Source organism: Bradyrhizobium sp. HKCCYLS20291 (assembly GCF_051167715.1).
Lineage (GTDB): Bacteria > Pseudomonadota > Alphaproteobacteria > Rhizobiales > Xanthobacteraceae > Bradyrhizobium.
Genome location: NZ_JBNPTO010000008.1, coordinates 42,592 through 59,342 on the forward strand (window position 1 = coordinate 42,592; position 16,751 = coordinate 59,342).

Below are 16,751 nucleotides of genomic sequence, written 5' to 3' on the forward strand. Positions count from 1 at the left end.
GTTGTTCGGATTACAGGCCGGACTGTTCGGCGAAGGCCTTGTCGACCTCGGCGGCGAGCAGTTCGGTGAAATAGTCGCGATATTCGTGGTAGCGCGGCGAGCGCGTCGGACGCGGCCGTGGCAGGTCGATCGGCACGATCTCCTTCACCCGGCCAGGCCGCGCCGTGAACACGATGACGCGGTCGGCGAGGCTGATCGCCTCGTCGATCGAATGCGTCACCAGCAGCACCGAGGCGCCGCTGTCCTGCCAGATCTGCAGCAGGAAATCCTGCAGCTTGGCGCGGGTCTGGACATCGAGCGCGGCGAACGGCTCGTCCATCATCAGCACGCGCGGCTGCATCACCAAAGCGCGCGCGAACGCGGCGCGCTGGCGCATGCCGCCGGAGAGTTCGTCCGGCTTCTTGTCGAGCGCGTCGCCGAGCCCGACCCGGCGCAGGATCTCACGCGCCTTCTCCTTGCGGCGTTCCGGCAGCTCCGCGCGGATGGCGAGGCCGAAGGCGACGTTGTCCAGGATCGTGAGCCAGGGAAACAACGAGGCTTCCTGGAAGATCAGGCCACGCTCCGGTGATGTGCCGGATATCGCCAGGCCATCGTCCTCGATGACGCCGTTGCTGACGCTCTCCAGGCCCGCGATCATGTAGAGGAGCGAGGACTTGCCGCAGCCGGAGGGGCCGAGCAGCACGACGAACTCGCCGGGCGCGACGTCGAAGGACAGGTCATCGATGGCGCGCAGCGGCGGACGCCCCTCGACGTCCCAGGTCTTGCCGACATTGCGAATGGACACGGCCGGTCGCACCATCACACCCCTCCCCGGTTTGGCGCCACCCACCACAGCATGCGGCGCTGGATCTGGCGCAGGCCCCAGTCGCTGAGGAAGCCGAGCGCCCCGATCACGGCCATGGTGAAGAACACCAGCTTGGCATTGAAGGTCGCGCGCGCCATCGAGATGATCTGGCCGAGCCCGGTGCCGACGCCGACGGTTTCGGCGATCAGCACCACCATCCAGGCGCCGAACAGATTGAGCCGCAAGGTCATGAACAGGCTCGGCAGGATCGACGGCAGGATGACGCGCCAGAACAATTGCGTCTGTGTCGCCCCCATGATGCGGGCGACATGGATGTAGTTGACCGGCACGCTTTCGATCTGCGCCGACGTCGACAGCACGATGGTGAAGAACACGGTGATGAAGACCAGGAAGATCGCCGGCACGTCACCGATGCCGAACACGAAGATCGCCACCGGCAGCCACGCCACCGGCGAGATCGGCGCCAGCAGCAGCACGGTCGGCATCAAGAGATTGCGCAGCCAGCGCACGTAATGCAGCGTGGCGCCGACGGCGACGCCGCTGACAAAGCCGAGCGCCAATCCGGTGAAGACGCGGAACGTCGTCCAGACCATCGTGATCGCCAGCGCGCCGATGCCGCCGCCGGAGGCGACCGAGCCGACGCGGTTGGAGCGGTCGAAGAATTTCAGCGTGCCGGGAATGTCCTGCAGGAACAGATGCGGCGGCGGCAGCAAGAGCGGGTTGATCTTTTCGAAGTACCAGAGTGCTTCCCAGATCGCGGCGAACAAGCCGATCGACAGCGTGGCCCAGGCGAGCGCGGCAAGGCGGCGCTGGGCCTTGCGCCAGTTGCGCGAGGGAACGGCGGGAGCCGGCACCTCCACGGCAGGCACGGCAACGGCGACGGATTCAGTTCGCATGCGTGTGATCCACGATGTCGGGGAGTGGCGGGCCTCATGGTTCGAGACGCGTCGCAAGAGCGACGCTCCTCACCATGAGGATCGGCAGTTGCGCCGCGTGGCAGCCCTCATCCTGAGGAGCCGGCCCGAAGGCCGGCGTCTCGAAGGATGGCCACAAGCACCTAAGCCGATTTCAGCTTCAGCCCGTCATACAGCGCCTTGTTGTCGGCGATGACGGACTCCAGCAGCGACCAGTCGAAGGCGCCCTTGTCGGGCAGCTTCTTGACGTAGCCGAGCTCCTTCATCGACACGCCGCGGTCGATGATGAACTGGGTCTGGCTGCGCTGATCGACCACGATCGGCTGCTTGGACGACGCATCGGTCGCCGCCTCCATCGAGGTCTTGTAGTACTTGCCGACGGTGTCCTTGAGCGCGGCGGCCTTGTCGGCCTCGGCCTGGCTCTGCGCCACCATCAAGGCCTTGATGACGGCCTTCACCGCCGCCGGGTTCTTCTCGATCAAGGGCGTGCGCGCCGCCAGCACGCAGTCCGAATAGCCCTTGCCGTAGAGGTCGGTGCCGTCGGACAGCACGGTCGCGCCCTTGCGCTGCTGCACGCATTGCGTTGCGTAGGGCTCGATGTGGCAGATCGCGTCGACCGCGCCGGCCATGAAGGCTTGCGCCAGCTCCGGCGAGGTGTCGAGATATTTGATGTCGACGTCCTTGAACGACAGCCCGGCCTTCTTCAGGTAGTCGTAGGGCAGCACTTCCAGCGTATCCGCCTGGAAGGTGCCGAAGGTCTTGCCCTTGAGGTCGGCGGCGGACTTGATGCCCTCCTTGGCGACGATGATGCAGCCCTGCACGCCGCCGCCGGCGACGATCTTCACCGGCGCGCCGGCGTCGTAGAGCGTCATGAAGTTGGAGTACGGGATCATCGAGATGTCGACGAGGCCGGCGCCGAACATCGTGGTGATCTCGGTGTTCGACGGCGTCACCACGAATTCGAGCTCGACGCCGTCGGCGACCGTGAGGTTGCGCTCCTTGGCGAGGAAGATGCCCATGTTGCAGAAGCCGGAGCCATGGGTGGCCTTGACGACAGTCCCTGCGGCCATCGCCGGCGTCGGCGCCAGCAGCGTGGCGAGATGAGCGGGAATGGCGACGGTGGCAGCCGTAGCAGCCACCGTGGACTTGAGGAAGTTGCGGCGAGAGAAGCTGCGATAGAAGGTTCCGTCACGATCGCACATGCGAGTCTCCATCCAGACGACGGGATGGACCCCATGGTGGCGACGAGCCGTAAGGCTCCACCGACGGTGGGCGCGACCTGCATCGTCCCACCGATCCCACGGGATCCCGACGATGGGCACGCCAACCCGAGAGAGCGATGCTCTGCGCTGAGCCTAACTACGCAAGCCGTGTGCCAACGGCTGTTATGTTGAACGGACAGCGGAATTTGTGATGATGCGGCCGCAGACGCAGCGCACGCGCTCAATCGGGCATCAGCCTGCCCATGAGCGCGGCATCGTCGCGCGCGCGGGGTCAAATGGTGCGTAGCCCCGGATGAGCGCCGCGCTAGGCTGCGGCACTCGCCTCCGCCTTGGCCACAAACCCCTTCGCGAGGGCGTGATAGAGCCCCTCCTCGCAGATCAGCTTCGAGGTGCCGTAGGCGATCAGCGAGGCCATCATCAGCGGCACCACCATGGCGTGGTTGTCGGTCATCTCGGTGACGATGACGAAGGCGGTGATCGGCGCCTGCACCACGCCGGCGAAATAGGCCACCATGCCGAGCAGCATGATCGGCGCCAGCGGCGCGTGCTGGAACAGGCTCGCGATGTTGGCGCCGATGCCGGCGCCGACCGCAAGCGACGGCGCGAAGATGCCGCCGGGGATGCCGCTGATCGCCGCGAAGGTGGTGGCAAGGAATTTCAGCACGCCGAAATCGTGCGGCAACGGCGTGCCGGTCTCCAGCGCGCTCTTCACCTGCGCATAGCCGGTGCCATAGATCGTATCGCCCGAGGCGAGACCGCAGATCGCGACGGCAAGGCCGCAGCCGAGCGCGAACAGCAGCGGCCGGCCCTTGATGAACCGTCCGACGGCGCCGGGCAGCCCGCGCGCCATGGTGATGAGGATGCGGCTGAACAGGCCGCCGGCCGCGCCGCCCACGACGCCGCAGATCGGCACCGCCAGCCAGTCGATGCCCTTGGCCAGCGCGATCGGCGTGGTGCCGAAATAGGCGTAGTTGCCCATCAGCGCCAGCGAGGTCAGGCCGGCCGCGATCACGGTGGCGATGACGAGGCTGGAGGTCCGCGTCTCGAAGGCGCGGCTCATCTCCTCGATGCCGAACACGATGCCGGCGAGCGGCGTGTTGAACGCGGCGGCAACGCCGGCTGCGGCGCCTGCGAGGATCAAGCCGGGCTGACGGCGCGGCGACAGCCGGCCGAGCGCGAACATGATGGAGGCACCGACCTGCACGGTCGGTCCCTCACGGCCGACCGAGCCGCCGCACAGTAATCCGAGCAGCGTCAGCACGATCTTGCCGATGGCGATGCGGATCGATACCAGCGGGCTGCGCGCCCGCGTGTCCGACAGGTGCCGCGCGGCGATCGCCTGCGGGATGCCGCTGCCCTGCGCATTCGGAAAGTAGCGCTGGGTCAGATAGACCGAGAGCGCGAAGCCTGTGGGCGTCACGATGAGCGAGGCATAGCGCGATTGCGCCAGCAGCCAGTTGAAGGCGAGCTGGGCCTGGTCGGCGAGCTCCGCCAGCACCACGGCGGCGGCGCCGACCACGAGGCCGCCGGCCACAAACAGCACCCGCCGCTGCCAGCGCGCCGAGGTCAGCTTCAGCCAGCGCTTGCGGCGGGGAGTAATCTTCAACATCGGTCGTCGCCGGTCCGGGCCTTACGCAGGTGCAGCACAGTCGGCGAAAATCAGCCGGCGGTCCAGCGCCTTCCAGCGCTCGCCGAGCGCTTCGGCCTATTCGGGCGACGCATACCATTCGCGCGGCCGCGCCATCGACGGGAACTGGACGATGATGAGCCGATCCTTCTCCGCGGGCCAGCGGGGCCGAACCCTAGCTTGTGGTGCCCATCAGGATTGCGACCTGACGACGCCCCTTCAGCATGTCCCCAAGCTCGACAGCGAAGCGCTCGAGGATCGCATAGTCGGTCAGGAAGCGGATCGAGGCGCTGTTCTGCACGTCGGCATCCGGTGTGCTCTGAACGAGCGTGGCCAGATCCGCCTGCACCAACAGATGCCCGCGAAAATCATGCGGCTTGACGACGATCCGGACGAAGCATTGCTCAAGCGCTCCCTTTCCATCGAAGTATCCGCCTTCGATCATCGGCGGCTTGTCCCGCGACAGCGGATAGCAGCGCAGATCCTTCACGAAGTCATCCAGGTGGCTGCCGAACCACGCCTCGCCGCGCCCGGCAAACGCGCCGGCCCTGGCGGTCGCGATGATCTTGCCGGTGCGATCCTCGTCCGGCTCGTAGGCGATGTGCAGTTCTGCCGCGGTCATACGCTGCGCTCCGATTCAGGTCGTCGATGACCTGCGTAGCACGGGTCCATGCGAATCGTAGGGTGGGCAAAGCGGCCGCCGAAGGCGGTCAGCGTGCCCACCGTCCGTCAGCCAGTTCTCGATGAGATGGTGGGCACGGCGCCACCGAGAGTTCGCGTGAGGAGACAGCTGGGCCGCGCCTTTGCCCACCCTACCGAGCAACCATCCTCGAAACGAAAACGGCGCCCGAAGGCGCCGTTCTGCAAACCAAAGATCGGATCGCTGCTTACGCGGCTTCCGAGGTCTCCTGCACCGGGCCGGAATCCTGGCCCTTGGCATCGACGTCGCGATCGACGAACTCGATCACGGCCATCGCGGCGTTGTCGCCGTAGCGGAAGCCGGCCTTGATGATGCGGGTGTAGCCGCCGTTGCGGTCCTTGTAGCGGGGTGCCAGCACGTCGAACAGCTTCTTGACCTGGTCGACGTCGCGCATCTCGGAGATGGCCTGGCGGCGCAGCGCGAGGCCGCCCTTCTTGCCAAGGGTGACGAGCTTCTCGACGATCGGCCGCAGCTCCTTGGCCTTCGGCAGCGTGGTGACGATCTGCTCGTGCTTGATCAGCGCGGCGCACATGTTGGCGAACATCGCCTTGCGATGCTCGGCGGTGCGGTTGAGCTTCCGATGAACCTTGCCGTGACGCATTGTATTAGTCCTTCATTTCAATCTGCCGCGACGGTTCGTCGGACATGTTGCTCAGGTGGGCTGCCTGCGTTCGCCCAGAGAGGCGAGTAGCGAATGGCGAGTAGCGAATAATTCGCCAATCCCTATTCGCTATTCGCCACTCCCTATTCGCTCAGTAATGATCCTCGAAGCGCTTGGCCAGCTCGTCGATGTTCTCCGGCGGCCAGCCGGGCACTTCCATGCCGAGATGCAGACCCATCTGGGCCAGCACTTCCTTGATCTCGTTCAGCGACTTGCGGCCAAAGTTCGGGGTGCGCAGCATCTCCGCTTCCGACTTCTGCACGAGATCGCCGATGTAGACGATGTTGTCGTTCTTCAGGCAGTTCGCCGAACGCACCGACAGCTCGAGCTCGTCCACCTTCTTGAGGAAGGCCGGGTTGAAGGCGAGGTCCGGGATGATCTCCTGGGCGACTTCCTTGCGCGGCTCTTCGAAGTTGACGAACACGTTGAGCTGATCCTGCAGGATGCGGGCGGCGTAGGCCACCGCGTCCTCCGGCGAGATCGCGCCGTTGGTCTCGATCGTCATGGTCAGCTTGTCGTAGTCGAGGATCTGGCCCTCGCGGGTGTTCTCGACCTTGTAGGAGACCTTGCGGACGGGGGAGAACAGGCTGTCGACCGGGATCAGGCCGATCGGCGCGTCCTCGGGCCGGTTGCGATCGGCGGCGACATAGCCCTTGCCGGTCGCGACCGTGAACTCCATGCGGATCTCGGCGCCCTCGTCCAGGGTGCAGAGCGGCAGGTCGGGGTTGAGCACGACGATGTCGCCGACGGTCTGGATGTCGCCAGCCACCACCGCGCCCGGGCCCTGCTTCTTCACGACCATGCGCTTCGGGCCTTCGCCCTGCATCTTGATCGCGATGTCCTTGATGTTCAGCACGATGTCGGTGACGTCCTCGCGGACACCGGCAATCGAGGAGAACTCGTGCAGCACGCCGTCGATGTGCACCGACTGCACGGCGGCGCCCTGCAGCGACGACAGCAGGATGCGGCGGAGCGCATTGCCCAGCGTCTGGCCGAAGCCGCGCTCCAGCGGCTCGGCGACCACGGTGGCGAAACGGGTCGCGTCGGAGCCCGGCGTGACCTGGAGCTTGTTCGGCCGAATCAATTCTTGCCAATTCTTCTGGATCGTCACTGTTTCACCCATGGGCCAGTCCGTCTGGGGGACGACTGACTGGCGTTGGAGAACCGCGCATCAGATCGCGGCAATCGAAATGGTTCAAAAGCAAGACGAGGCGGACATGCTGTCCGCCTCCTTCACATCAGACGCGCCGGCGCTTGCGCGGACGGCAACCATTGTGCGGGATCGTCGTCACGTCGCGGATCGAGGTGACGGTGAAGCCCGCAGCCTGCAGCGCGCGAAGCGCCGATTCACGGCCAGAGCCAGGGCCGGCGACCTCGACCTCGAGGGTGCGCATGCCGTGTTCCTGGGCCTTCTTGGACACGTCCTCCGCCGCGACCTGCGCGGCATACGGGGTCGACTTGCGCGATCCCTTGAAACCCATCGTGCCGGCCGACGACCAGGCAATGGTGTTGCCCTGCGCGTCGGTGATGGTGATGGTGGTGTTGTTGAACGACGAATTCACATGCGCGACGCCGGAGGCGATGTTCTTGCGCTCACGACGGCGGACACGTGCGGCTTCCTTGGCCATATAAGTACCTTTCTCGAGATCTCAACGCCGCCGTAATGCCAGCGGCTACACCAAACGAGCGAATGGTAAATGGCGAATAGCGAGAAGGGCTTCCCCTACCCGCTACCCGCTCATTCGCAATTCGCCAATTACTTCTTCTTGCCGGCGATCGCCTTGGCCGGACCCTTGCGCGTGCGCGCATTGGTGTGGGTGCGCTGGCCGCGCACCGGCAGGCCGCGGCGATGACGCAGGCCGCGATAGCAGCCGAGGTCCATCAGCCGCTTGATGTTGATACCGGTCTCACGGCGAAGGTCGCCCTCGACGACGTAGTCGCGGTCGATGATTTCGCGGATCTGCAGGACTTCCTGGTCGCTCAGCTGATTGACGCGGCGATCCTCGGCGATCTTCACCTTTTCGACGATCTCGCCCGCGATCTTCGGGCCGATGCCATGGATATACTGGAGCGCGATCAGGACGCGCTTGTTGGTCGGGATGTTGACACCGGCAATACGGGCCACGGACTTCTCTCCTGTCACCGATCCGAGGTCGGACCGGTCTTCTCTGTCGCTATCTCGGGCAGGTGTCCGCAAACGCGAACAAGACGCCCACCCCTCGATTCACGGGGCCCGGCATCTTTCGAAAACTATCCGACTTGGATGCGGGCTTATTAATGGATTCACGGAGCGGTCGTCAACCACTCCTAGCGGATTCGGTCACCTCTTGGCGCGCTTTTTTGCAGATTTCGCAGAGGTTTTCCGGGTTCCCTTGGCTGCCTTTACGGCGGCCTTGGAGGCCTTCTTCGGAGGCTTCTTGGGGGCCTTGGCGGCCTTTTTCGCAGTTTTGGCCGTCTTGGCAGCCTTCTTGGCGGTCTTGCCGGCCTTTTTTGCAGGTGCAGCCGGCTTGGCGGCCTTCTTCGCGGCCTTCTTGGCCGCTTTCGGCGCCTTGGCGGGGGTCTTCGCTGCGGCCTTGACCGCCGCCTTCTTGCTCCGCTTGGCCGGGCTCGCCGTCTTGGCCGCGCGGCTGCCGCCGCTCTTGCCGACCGCAGCCAGGATCCGGCCGATCTCCTCGGTCACCTCCTCGATCGGCATCATGCCGTCGACGGTCGCGAGCATCCGGTGGTCGGAATAATAGTGGATCAGCGGCTCGGTCTGGTCGCGGTAGCTGGCGAGGCGCTTGGTCAGCACCTCGGGAGTGTCGTCAGCCCGCACGGCCTCGCCGCGCGCCCGCGTCTCGGCGGCCCGGCGCTCGACCCGCTCCAGCAGCACGCCCTCGTTGACCCGGAGCTCGATCACGGCATCGAGCTTCATCTGCTTCTGCTTGAGCAGCGCATCCAGCGCCTCGGCCTGCGGCACGGTCCGCGGGAAGCCGTCGAGGATGAAGCCGTTGGCGGCGTCCGGCTGCTCGATCCGGTCGGCGATGATGCCCACCACGACCTCGTCCGGAACCAGCCCGCCGGCGGCCATGATGTCCTTGGCCCGCAGCCCGATCGGAGTTTGCGCCGCAACGGCGGCGCGCAGCATGTCACCGGTCGAGAGCTGGACGATGCCGTGACGCTGCACCAGACGCTGCGCCTGCGTTCCCTTGCCCGAGCCGGGCGGTCCCAGAAGAATGAGTCTCATACGAATTTCGCCCCCCGGCACACGGTGAGCGACCCTCCCGCACACCTTGTTTTTGGCTTTTGGTTCCCGGGCCGCGATCCGCCACTGATTAGCGGCGGCGACCCCGCAGCTTCGACTTCCTGATCAGCCCCTCATACTGATGGGCGAGCAGATAACCCTGAACCTGCGCCACGGTATCCATCGTAACGCTGACCACGATCAGAAGCGAAGTGCCACCAAAGTAGAATGGGACGGAAGCGTAGGAAATCAGAATTTCCGGGATCAGACACACGATCGCCAGGTAGATGGCGCCGAGCACGGTGATGCGCGACAGCACGTAATCGATATATTCCGCGGTGCGCTCGCCCGGCCGGATGCCCGGGATGAAGCCGCCATGCTTCTTCAGGTTGTCGGCGGTCTCGGTCGGGTTGAACACGATCGCGGTGTAGAAGAAGGCGAAGAACAGGATCAGCGCCAGATACATCACCAGGAACAGCGGCCGGCCGTGGCCGAGCTGGGTGGTGATCCACTGGAACCACTCCGGGCCCTTGCCGGCGTTGAAGTTGGCGACCGTGGTCGGCAGCAGCAGCAGCGACGAGGCGAAGATCGGCGGGATGACGCCCGAGGTGTTCAGCTTCAGCGGCAGATGCGAGGACTGGCCCTCGAACATCTTGTTGCCGACCTGGCGCTTCGGATACTGGATCAGGAGCCGGCGCTGGGCGCGCTCCATGAACACGATGAAGGCGATCACAGCGACCGCCATCACGATGACGATCAGGATCAGGCCGGTCGACAGCGCGCCCTGGCGGCCCAGTTCGAGCATGTTGGCGAGCGCCGAGGGCAGCTCCGCGACGATGCCGGACAGGATGATCAGCGAGATGCCGTTGCCGATGCCGCGCGAGGTGATCTGCTCGCCCAGCCACATCAGGAACATGGTGCCGCCGGTCAGCGTGATCGCGGTCGACAGGCGGAAGAACAGGCCGGGCTCCGCCACGACGTTGCCGGCGCCCTCGAGGCCGACGGCGATGCCGTAGGACTGCACGGCGGCCAGGATCACCGTCAAATAGCGGGTGTACTGGTTCAGCATCTTGCGGCCGGACTCGCCCTCTTTCTTGAGGGCCTCGAGTTGCGGCGAGACGGTGGTCAGGAGCTGAATGATGATCGATGCCGAGATGTACGGCATGATGTTCAACGCGAAGATCGCCATGCGGTGGATGCCGCCGCCGGCGAACATGTTGAACATGCCGAGGATGCCCCCGGCCTGAGTGCGGAACACCTGCTCCCAGATGTTGGGATCGATGCCCGGCAGCGGAATGTAGGTGCCGAGGCGGTAGACCAGCAGCGCACCGAGGGTGAACCAGATGCGCTTCTTCAGCTCATCGGCTTTTGCAAGCGCGCCGAAATTGAGGTTTGCCGCAAGTTGTTCCGCTGCTGAGGCCATATCTAGCTTTCTCCCGCCGCCCGTTCTTGACCGCATCAGCCCCGCGAGGGCTCGCGGGGCTTGGGCAGACGTCGGATATTATCTGGTGCGCAGACGCATTCTGTCCATCGCCCTGCCCCACCAAGCCTGAGCCTGTGGCGGGGCGATGACGCAGAAGTTACGCCGCTTCGCCTTCGTCCTTGGCGGGCGCCAGGATCTTGACGGTGCCGCCGGCCTTCTCGACCGCCGCGACGGCCGACTTCGAGGCGCCATACACCTCGATGTTGATCTTGGCCTTGAGCTCGCCACGGCCGAGCAGACGCACGCCGTCCTTGGAGCGGCGCAGCGCGCCCGACTTCACCAGCGCCTCGGCGTTGATGACGCTGCCAGCGTCGAGCTTCTTGGCATCGATCGCCTGCTGGATCCGGTCGAGATTGATCTCGACGAAATCGAGCGCGAAGATGTTGTTGAAGCCGCGCTTCGGCAGACGGCGATGCATCGGCATCTGACCGCCTTCGAAGCCCTTGATGCGCACGCCGGAGCGCGCGGTCTGGCCCTTGCCGCCACGGCCGGACGTCTTGCCCTTGCCGGAGCCGATGCCGCGGCCGACGCGCATGCGCTTCTTGCGCGCGCCGGCGTTGTCGGCGATATCGCTGAGCTTCATCGCCCTTCTCCTTACTTCTCGTCGACGATGCGGACGAGATGATGAACCTTGGTGATCATGCCGCGGACCGCCGGGGTATCCGGCAGCTCGGTCACGCGGCCGATCTTGTTCAGCTTCAACCCGATCAGCGTCTCGCGCTGCGAGTGATGCCGGCGGATCGGGCTGCCGATCTGCTCGATCTTGATCGTCTTGGCGCTAGCCATTGTCCTCACTCCGAGATGCGCCGGCCGAAAGGCGGCGCGCGTTCGTTAGTCGGCGGCTGCCTCGGCATCGCCACCGACGCGGCGGGCCTGCAGGGTCGACACCTTGATGTTGCGGCGGGCAGCGACCGAACGCGGGCTGTCCTGGTGCTTCAGCGCGTTGAAGGTCGCACGCACCATGTTGTACGGGTTGGACGAGCCGATCGACTTCGCCACCACGTCCTGGATGCCCAGCGTCTCGAACACGGCGCGCATCGGACCGCCGGCGATGATGCCGGTACCGGCCGGAGCCGCACGCAGATAGACGCGGCCCGCACCGTGACGACCGAAGATGTCGTGGTGCAGAGTGCGGCCCTCGCGCAGCGCGACGCGGGTCAGATTGCGCTTGGCGGAATCGGTCGCCTTGCGGATCGCCTCCGGCACTTCGCGCGCCTTGCCGTGGCCGAAACCGACCCGGCCCTTCTGATCGCCGATCACGACGAGCGCCGCAAAGCCGAAGCGCTTACCGCCCTTCACGACCTTCGCGACTCGGTTGATGTGGACGAGCTTGTCGACGAACTCGCTGTCGCGCTCCTCGCGCTCCTTGCGATCGCGACCGCCTCGTTCCCGTTCACCTGCCATGGTGCTATCCAATCTTCTGAGGGGCTCTCGCGCCCATATCCATTGATGTTAGAAGCTCAGCCCGCTCTCGCGCGCCGCGTCGGCCAGCGCCTTGACGCGCCCGTGATAGAGATAGCCGCCGCGATCGAACACGACTTCCTTGATCCCGGCCTTCACCGCGCGCTCGGCGAGCAGCTTGCCCACCGCCTTGGCCGCGTCGATGTCGGCGCCGGTGTTGCCGGCCGAACGCATCTCCTTCTCCATCGACGACGCAGAGGCGAGCGTCTCGCCCTTCTGATCGTCGATGACCTGAGCGTAGATGTGCTTCGACGAACGGAACACCGACAGACGCGGCCGGCCGCCGGCGGAGCGGCGCAGCGACAGCCTCACGCGCTGCTTGCGCCGGGCATTCGTAACCTTTGCTCTCGACATGTCCGGCTCCGTTACTTCTTCTTGCCTTCCTTGCGGAAGATGAATTCACCCGCGTACTTCACACCCTTGCCCTTGTAGGGCTCCGGCGGCCGGTAGGCGCGGATTTCGGCGGCCACCTGGCCGACGCGCTGCGGGTCGATGCCCGTGACCGTGATCTCGGTCGGCTTCGGCACCGCGATCGTGATGCCTTCCGGGATCTGGTAGACGACGTCGTGGCTGTAGCCGAGCGCGAGCTGCAGGTTCTTGCCCTGCATCGCGGCGCGGTAGCCGACGCCGGTGATCTCGAGCTTCTTCTCGAAGCCCTTGGTGACGCCTTCGACCAGATTGGCGATCTGGGCGCGAGCGGTGCCGTAGAGCGAGCGGGCGCGCTTGGTCTCGCTGCGCGGGGCAACCTTGACCTGGCCGTTCTCGAACTTCACCTCGACGTCGTCATGGACGAGGAACTGAAGCTGGCCCTTCGGGCCCTTCATCTTGACGGTCTGACCGTCGACGGTGGCGGTCACACCGGACGGCACCGTCACAGGCTTCTTGCCAATACGTGACATGGCTCAATCCTTCTTAGAACACCGTGAAGAGAACTTCACCGCCGACATTCGCGTCACGCGCGCTATGGTCGGCCATGATTCCCTTCGGCGTCGACAAAACAGAAATTCCGAGCCCGTTGTTCACGCGCGGCAGGTTCTTCACCGAGGTGTAGACGCGCCGGCCGGGCTTGGAGACGCGCTCGATCTCGCGGATCACGGGCTCGCCGTCGAAATACTTCAGCTCGATCTCGAGCTCGCTGCGGCCGGAGGGATGCTCCACCGTGGCATAGCCGCGGATGTAGCCCTCGGACTTCAGCACCTCGAGCACGCTGGCGCGCATCTTCGAGCCGGGGGTCGAGACCTTCGACTTCGAGCGCATCTGCGCGTTGCGGATGCGGGTGATCAGATCGCTGATGGGATCGTGTGTTGACATGTTCGACCCTCCTTACCAGCTCGACTTCACCAGGCCCGGAACCAGGCCCTTGGACCCGAGCTCGCGCAGCGCGATGCGGCTCAGCTTGTTCTTGCGGTAGTTCGACCGCGGACGGCCCGTCAGCTCGCACCGGTTGCGGATGCGGGTGGTCGACGAGTTGCGCGGCATTTCGGCCAGCTTCAGGGTCGCGGCGAAGCGCTCCTCCATCGGCTTTTCCTTGTCGGCGATGATCGCCTTCAACCGGGCGCGCTTCGGGGCGGCGTTCTTCGCCATCCGCTTGCGCCGGTTGTTCTTCTCGACTGAACTCTTCTTTGCCATGCTTGGCTCCTGGGTATCCGCGTTTGAGAAGCTTGAACTCAGCTGCTCACTGCCGGAACGGGAAATTGAATGCGGTCAAAAGCGCACGGGCCTCATCGTCGGTCGTCGCGGTGGTGCACACCGTGATGTCCATGCCCCAGCTCTCCCCGGCCTTGTCGAAATCGATCTCCGGGAAAATGATGTGCTCCTTGATGCCGAGCGAGTAGTTGCCGCGGCCGTCAAAGCTCTTCGGGTTCAGGCCGCGGAAGTCGCGGACGCGCGGCAGCGCGACGTTGATCAGGCGGTCGATGAACTCGTACATCTTCGTCTTGCGCAGCGTGACCTTGCAGCCGATCGGCTGGTTTTCGCGCAGCTTGAAGGTCGCGATGGCGACGCGCGAGTACGTCACGACGGCCTTCTGACCGGCGATCAGCGACAGGTCGGCCGCAGCCGTCTCCGCCTTCTTGCGGTCGTTGACCGCCTCGCCGATGCCCATGTTCAGCACGACCTTGTCGAGCCGCGGCACCTGCATGACGTTGGCGTAGCCGAACTTCTCGGTCAGCGCGCTCTTGATCTTGCTGTCGTATTCCGTGCGGAGGCGCGGGGTGTAAGCGGTCTCAGCCATCGATCTCAACTCCCGAGCTCTTGGCAACGCGGACCTTCTTGCCGTCCGCCTGAATCTTGAATCCGATGCGCGTCGGCTTGCCGTCCTTGCCGACGTAAGCGACGTTCGACAGGTTGATGGGGGCTTCCTTGGAGATGATGCCGCCCTCCTGGTTCTGCGTCTGCTTCTGGTGACGCTTCACCAGGTTGATGCCGCGCACCAGCGCCGTGCCGGCGTCCGGACGCACCTCGAACACCTCGCCGGTGCGACCCTTGTCGCGACCGGTCAGGACGATCACCTTGTCGCCCTTGCGGATCTTGGCAGCCATCACAGCACCTCCGGCGCGAGCGAAATGATCTTCATGTGGTTCTTGGCGCGCAGCTCGCGCGGCACCGGCCCGAAGATACGGGTGCCGACCGGCTCCGACTGGTTGTTGATCAGGACGGCGGCGTTGCGGTCGAAGCGGATCACCGAACCGTCGGCGCGGCGGATGTCCTTGCGGACGCGCACAACGACGGCCTTCATGACGTCGCCCTTCTTCACCTTGCCACGCGGAATGGCTTCCTTGATCGACACCACGATGATGTCGCCGACGGTGGCATAGCGGCGCTTCGAGCCGCCCAGCACCTTGATACACATAACACGGCGTGCGCCGGAATTATCGGCCACGTCGAGGTTGGTCTGCATCTGAATCATTGATGCACCTCGTCCTCTTCATCTGCTGCGCAGGAAAGCTGCGCCTTGTTTGATCCCGAAAGCGAAACCGGCCCCTGGAGGGAGGGCCGCGTCACGCGCCTCAGGCGGTTTTCTTGTGCTCGCCCCGGACCACGGTCCAGCGCTTCAGCTTCGAGATCGGCTTGCTCTCCTCGATCCACACCATGTCGCCCGGCTTGAACTCGTTGTTCTCGTCGTGGGCGTGGTAGTTCTTCGAGCGGCGGATCGTCTTCTTGTAGATCGGGTGGGTGAAGCGCCGGTCGACGCGCACGACCACCGTCTTGGCCTGCTTGTCGCTGACGACAACGCCCTGGAGGGTCCGTTTCGGCATGTCGAGCCTCTTACTTCGTCTTGGCGCGCTGCTGCGCGGCGATGGTCTTGATACGGGCGATGTCGCGGCGCGCCTCACGCAGGCGGGCGGTGTTCTCCAGCTGCCCGGTGGCACGCTGGAAGCGCAGGTTGAAGCGCTCCTTCTTCAGATTGACGATCGCATCGTCCATCTGATCGGGGCTCATCGCGCGAATGTCGGCAATCTTCATCTCGGCCATGACCATTACTCCGCAATGCGTTCGACGAAGCGCGTCTTGATCGGCAGCTTGGCGGCCGCCAGCAGCAGCGCCTCGCGCGCGATCTGGTTGCTCACGCCGTCGATCTCGAACATCACCCGGCCCGGCTTGACGCGGGCCACCCACAATTCCGGCGAGCCCTTGCCGGAGCCCATGCGGACTTCGGCCGGCTTCTTCGACACCGGCAGGTCCGGGAACACGCGGATCCAGACGCGGCCGGCGCGCTTCATGTGACGGGTCAGCGCACGACGGGCGGCCTCGATCTGGCGTGCCGTGATACGATCCGGCTCCATCGCCTTCAGCCCGAACTGGCCGAAGGCCAGCGTCGCGCCCGAGGACGCAACGCCGTGGATACGGCCCTTATGCGCCTTTCGGAACTTGGTCTTCTTTGGTTGCATCATGGCTTTGAGCCCTCAAACCTGTCTTGTCGCGGCTGATCGATCAGGCCGCGTCGCGGCGCGAGCGCGGCTGCGAGCTCTCGCCGCCGCCTTCGTTCATCCGCTTGTCCTGTGCCATCGGATCGTGCTCGAGGATCTCGCCCTTGAAGATCCAGACCTTCACGCCGCAGGTGCCGAAGGTGGTGAACGCGGTGGCCACACCGTAGTCGATGTCGGCGCGCAGCGTGTGCAGCGGCACCCGGCCCTCACGATACCACTCCATGCGGGCGATTTCCGCACCGCCCAGGCGACCCGAGCAGTTGATGCGGATGCCCTCGGCGCCGAGACGCATCGCCGACTGAACGGCGCGCTTCATGGCGCGGCGGAAAGCAACGCGGCGCTCGAGCTGCTGCGCGATCGATTCGGCGACCAGCGTGGCATCGAGCTCCGGCTTGCGGATCTCGACGATGTTGATCACGACGTCCGACGAGGTGATGTCGGCGACGCGCTTGCGCAGCTTGTCGATGTCGGCGCCCTTCTTGCCGATCACGACGCCCGGACGGGCCGAGTGGATCGTGACACGGCACTTCTTGTGCGGACGCTCGATCACGATGCGGGCGACGGCCGCCTGCTTGAGCTCCTTGTGCAGGATCTCGCGGATCTTGACGTCTTCATGCAGCAGCTTGCCGTACTCGGCCTTGCCGGCGAACCAGCGCGAATCCCAGGTCCGGTTGATGCCGAGACGCAGACCGATCGGATTGATCTTTTGACCCATCGTATTCTCC

Annotated in this window: 25 protein-coding genes and 1 pseudogene; all 26 read right to left on the minus strand. The window is 65.0% G+C overall.

From position 1 onward, the window contains the following. Positions 1-10: 10 nt before the first annotated feature. A complete protein-coding gene (locus ACQR07_RS19030) occupies positions 11-799 on the minus strand; it encodes an ABC transporter ATP-binding protein (protein ID WP_434903758.1) in 789 nt (262 codons plus the stop codon). Beyond that, positions 799-1,701, minus strand: a complete 903-nt coding sequence (locus ACQR07_RS19035) for an ABC transporter permease (RefSeq protein ID WP_434903759.1) — start codon at positions 1,699-1,701, stop codon at positions 799-801. The genes ACQR07_RS19030 and ACQR07_RS19035 overlap by 1 nt, the downstream gene beginning before the upstream one ends. 161 nt (positions 1,702-1,862) lie before the next feature. Then, on the minus strand, positions 1,863-2,921 hold the full coding sequence (locus ACQR07_RS19040) for an ABC transporter substrate-binding protein (protein WP_434903760.1): 1,059 nt from the start codon (positions 2,919-2,921) through the stop codon (positions 1,863-1,865). 325 nt (positions 2,922-3,246) lie between these two features. Further along, complete coding sequence (locus ACQR07_RS19045; RefSeq protein ID WP_434903761.1) at positions 3,247-4,551, minus strand: chloride channel protein; 1,305 nt, start codon at positions 4,549-4,551, stop codon at positions 3,247-3,249. 21 nt (positions 4,552-4,572) lie between these two features. Next, positions 4,573-4,713: pseudogene (locus ACQR07_RS19050) on the minus strand (DUF1330 domain-containing protein); the annotation flags it as partial. 31 nt (positions 4,714-4,744) lie between these two features. After that, complete coding sequence (locus ACQR07_RS19055) at positions 4,745-5,191, minus strand: hypothetical protein (protein WP_434903762.1); 447 nt, start codon at positions 5,189-5,191, stop codon at positions 4,745-4,747. Positions 5,192-5,456: 265 nt separating this feature from the next. Further along, a complete protein-coding gene (rplQ, locus tag ACQR07_RS19060) occupies positions 5,457-5,870 on the minus strand; it encodes a 50S ribosomal protein L17 (protein ID WP_284423139.1) in 414 nt (137 codons plus the stop codon). A gap of 151 nt (positions 5,871-6,021) precedes the next feature. Further along, a complete protein-coding gene (locus ACQR07_RS19065) occupies positions 6,022-7,053 on the minus strand; it encodes a DNA-directed RNA polymerase subunit alpha (protein WP_434864613.1) in 1,032 nt (343 codons plus the stop codon). Positions 7,054-7,168: 115 nt separating this feature from the next. Then, positions 7,169-7,558, minus strand: coding sequence for a 30S ribosomal protein S11 (gene rpsK, locus ACQR07_RS19070; RefSeq protein ID WP_006611861.1), 390 nt, complete (start codon positions 7,556-7,558; stop codon positions 7,169-7,171). A gap of 128 nt (positions 7,559-7,686) precedes the next feature. Beyond that, on the minus strand, positions 7,687-8,055 hold the full coding sequence (gene rpsM, locus ACQR07_RS19075; RefSeq protein ID WP_006611860.1) for a 30S ribosomal protein S13: 369 nt from the start codon (positions 8,053-8,055) through the stop codon (positions 7,687-7,689). A 195-nt stretch (positions 8,056-8,250) separates the two neighbouring features. Further along, positions 8,251-9,156, minus strand: a complete 906-nt coding sequence (locus ACQR07_RS19080) for an adenylate kinase (RefSeq protein WP_434903763.1) — start codon at positions 9,154-9,156, stop codon at positions 8,251-8,253. 88 nt (positions 9,157-9,244) lie between these two features. After that, on the minus strand, positions 9,245-10,576 hold the full coding sequence (secY, locus tag ACQR07_RS19085) for a preprotein translocase subunit SecY (RefSeq protein ID WP_434864615.1): 1,332 nt from the start codon (positions 10,574-10,576) through the stop codon (positions 9,245-9,247). Between the two features lie 157 nt (positions 10,577-10,733). Then, entirely contained in the window at positions 10,734-11,219 is a 486-nt protein-coding gene (rplO, locus tag ACQR07_RS19090; protein ID WP_434864616.1) for a 50S ribosomal protein L15, read from the minus strand. 11 nt (positions 11,220-11,230) lie between these two features. Next, positions 11,231-11,422, minus strand: a complete 192-nt coding sequence (rpmD, locus tag ACQR07_RS19095) for a 50S ribosomal protein L30 (protein ID WP_006611856.1) — start codon at positions 11,420-11,422, stop codon at positions 11,231-11,233. Between the two features lie 45 nt (positions 11,423-11,467). Continuing rightward, complete coding sequence (rpsE, locus tag ACQR07_RS19100) at positions 11,468-12,040, minus strand: 30S ribosomal protein S5 (protein ID WP_006611855.1); 573 nt, start codon at positions 12,038-12,040, stop codon at positions 11,468-11,470. Between the two features lie 48 nt (positions 12,041-12,088). Further along, positions 12,089-12,451: a 50S ribosomal protein L18 gene (rplR, locus tag ACQR07_RS19105; protein WP_006611854.1), complete on the minus strand. Its 363-nt coding sequence runs from the start codon at positions 12,449-12,451 to the stop codon at positions 12,089-12,091. An 11-nt stretch (positions 12,452-12,462) separates the two neighbouring features. Next, a complete protein-coding gene (rplF, locus tag ACQR07_RS19110) occupies positions 12,463-12,996 on the minus strand; it encodes a 50S ribosomal protein L6 (RefSeq protein ID WP_434864617.1) in 534 nt (177 codons plus the stop codon). 13 nt (positions 12,997-13,009) lie between these two features. Beyond that, positions 13,010-13,408: a 30S ribosomal protein S8 gene (gene rpsH, locus ACQR07_RS19115; protein WP_015667608.1), complete on the minus strand. Its 399-nt coding sequence runs from the start codon at positions 13,406-13,408 to the stop codon at positions 13,010-13,012. A gap of 12 nt (positions 13,409-13,420) precedes the next feature. Continuing rightward, on the minus strand, positions 13,421-13,726 hold the full coding sequence (gene rpsN, locus ACQR07_RS19120; RefSeq protein WP_257166565.1) for a 30S ribosomal protein S14: 306 nt from the start codon (positions 13,724-13,726) through the stop codon (positions 13,421-13,423). Between the two features lie 46 nt (positions 13,727-13,772). After that, positions 13,773-14,330, minus strand: a complete 558-nt coding sequence (gene rplE, locus ACQR07_RS19125) for a 50S ribosomal protein L5 (protein WP_434864618.1) — start codon at positions 14,328-14,330, stop codon at positions 13,773-13,775. Next, the gene (gene rplX, locus ACQR07_RS19130) at positions 14,323-14,637 is read right to left on the minus strand and encodes a 50S ribosomal protein L24 (RefSeq protein WP_434903764.1); all 315 of its coding nucleotides are present in this window, start codon (positions 14,635-14,637) and stop codon (positions 14,323-14,325) included. Before rplX ends, rplE begins: the two co-directional genes overlap by 8 nt. Further along, the gene (gene rplN, locus ACQR07_RS19135) at positions 14,637-15,005 is read right to left on the minus strand and encodes a 50S ribosomal protein L14 (RefSeq protein WP_006611848.1); all 369 of its coding nucleotides are present in this window, start codon (positions 15,003-15,005) and stop codon (positions 14,637-14,639) included. The genes rplX and rplN overlap by 1 nt, the downstream gene beginning before the upstream one ends. Before the next feature lie 100 nt (positions 15,006-15,105). After that, complete coding sequence (gene rpsQ / locus ACQR07_RS19140; protein WP_008963469.1) at positions 15,106-15,354, minus strand: 30S ribosomal protein S17; 249 nt, start codon at positions 15,352-15,354, stop codon at positions 15,106-15,108. A gap of 10 nt (positions 15,355-15,364) precedes the next feature. Beyond that, positions 15,365-15,571, minus strand: coding sequence for a 50S ribosomal protein L29 (rpmC, locus tag ACQR07_RS19145; protein WP_006611846.1), 207 nt, complete (start codon positions 15,569-15,571; stop codon positions 15,365-15,367). Between the two features lie 5 nt (positions 15,572-15,576). Continuing rightward, positions 15,577-15,990, minus strand: a complete 414-nt coding sequence (gene rplP / locus ACQR07_RS19150; protein WP_434864619.1) for a 50S ribosomal protein L16 — start codon at positions 15,988-15,990, stop codon at positions 15,577-15,579. A gap of 40 nt (positions 15,991-16,030) precedes the next feature. Further along, positions 16,031-16,741, minus strand: coding sequence for a 30S ribosomal protein S3 (rpsC, locus tag ACQR07_RS19155; protein WP_012045041.1), 711 nt, complete (start codon positions 16,739-16,741; stop codon positions 16,031-16,033). Between the last annotated feature and the right edge of the window lie 10 nt (positions 16,742-16,751).

Bases quoted from the DNA above. Each gene is read 5' to 3' on its own strand.
- ACQR07_RS19030 (WP_434903758.1), bottom strand. From the start codon at position 799: ATGGTGCGACCGGCCGTGTCCATTCGCAATGTCGGCAAGACCTGGGAC.
- ACQR07_RS19035 (WP_434903759.1), bottom strand. From the start codon at position 1,701: ATGCGAACTGAATCCGTCGCCGTTGCCGTGCCTGCCGTGGAGGTGCCG.
- ACQR07_RS19040 (WP_434903760.1), bottom strand. From the start codon at position 2,921: ATGTGCGATCGTGACGGAACCTTCTATCGCAGCTTCTCTCGCCGCAAC.
- ACQR07_RS19045 (WP_434903761.1), bottom strand. From the start codon at position 4,551: ATGTTGAAGATTACTCCCCGCCGCAAGCGCTGGCTGAAGCTGACCTCG.
- ACQR07_RS19055 (WP_434903762.1), bottom strand. From the start codon at position 5,191: ATGACCGCGGCAGAACTGCACATCGCCTACGAGCCGGACGAGGATCGC.
- rplQ (WP_284423139.1), bottom strand. From the start codon at position 5,870: ATGCGTCACGGCAAGGTTCATCGGAAGCTCAACCGCACCGCCGAGCAT.
- ACQR07_RS19065 (WP_434864613.1), bottom strand. From the start codon at position 7,053: ATGGGTGAAACAGTGACGATCCAGAAGAATTGGCAAGAATTGATTCGG.
- rpsK (WP_006611861.1), bottom strand. From the start codon at position 7,558: ATGGCCAAGGAAGCCGCACGTGTCCGCCGTCGTGAGCGCAAGAACATC.
- ACQR07_RS19080 (WP_434903763.1), bottom strand. From the start codon at position 9,156: ATGAGACTCATTCTTCTGGGACCGCCCGGCTCGGGCAAGGGAACGCAG.
- secY (WP_434864615.1), bottom strand. From the start codon at position 10,576: ATGGCCTCAGCAGCGGAACAACTTGCGGCAAACCTCAATTTCGGCGCG.
- rplO (WP_434864616.1), bottom strand. From the start codon at position 11,219: ATGAAGCTCAGCGATATCGCCGACAACGCCGGCGCGCGCAAGAAGCGC.
- rpmD (WP_006611856.1), bottom strand. From the start codon at position 11,422: ATGGCTAGCGCCAAGACGATCAAGATCGAGCAGATCGGCAGCCCGATC.
- rpsE (WP_006611855.1), bottom strand. From the start codon at position 12,040: ATGGCAGGTGAACGGGAACGAGGCGGTCGCGATCGCAAGGAGCGCGAG.
- rplR (WP_006611854.1), bottom strand. From the start codon at position 12,451: ATGTCGAGAGCAAAGGTTACGAATGCCCGGCGCAAGCAGCGCGTGAGG.
- rplF (WP_434864617.1), bottom strand. From the start codon at position 12,996: ATGTCACGTATTGGCAAGAAGCCTGTGACGGTGCCGTCCGGTGTGACC.
- rpsH (WP_015667608.1), bottom strand. From the start codon at position 13,408: ATGTCAACACACGATCCCATCAGCGATCTGATCACCCGCATCCGCAAC.
- rpsN (WP_257166565.1), bottom strand. From the start codon at position 13,726: ATGGCAAAGAAGAGTTCAGTCGAGAAGAACAACCGGCGCAAGCGGATG.
- rplE (WP_434864618.1), bottom strand. From the start codon at position 14,330: ATGGCTGAGACCGCTTACACCCCGCGCCTCCGCACGGAATACGACAGC.
- rplX (WP_434903764.1), bottom strand. From the start codon at position 14,637: ATGGCTGCCAAGATCCGCAAGGGCGACAAGGTGATCGTCCTGACCGGT.
- rplN (WP_006611848.1), bottom strand. From the start codon at position 15,005: ATGATTCAGATGCAGACCAACCTCGACGTGGCCGATAATTCCGGCGCA.
- rpsQ (WP_008963469.1), bottom strand. From the start codon at position 15,354: ATGCCGAAACGGACCCTCCAGGGCGTTGTCGTCAGCGACAAGCAGGCC.
- rpmC (WP_006611846.1), bottom strand. From the start codon at position 15,571: ATGGCCGAGATGAAGATTGCCGACATTCGCGCGATGAGCCCCGATCAG.
- rplP (WP_434864619.1), bottom strand. From the start codon at position 15,990: ATGATGCAACCAAAGAAGACCAAGTTCCGAAAGGCGCATAAGGGCCGT.
- rpsC (WP_012045041.1), bottom strand. From the start codon at position 16,741: ATGGGTCAAAAGATCAATCCGATCGGTCTGCGTCTCGGCATCAACCGG.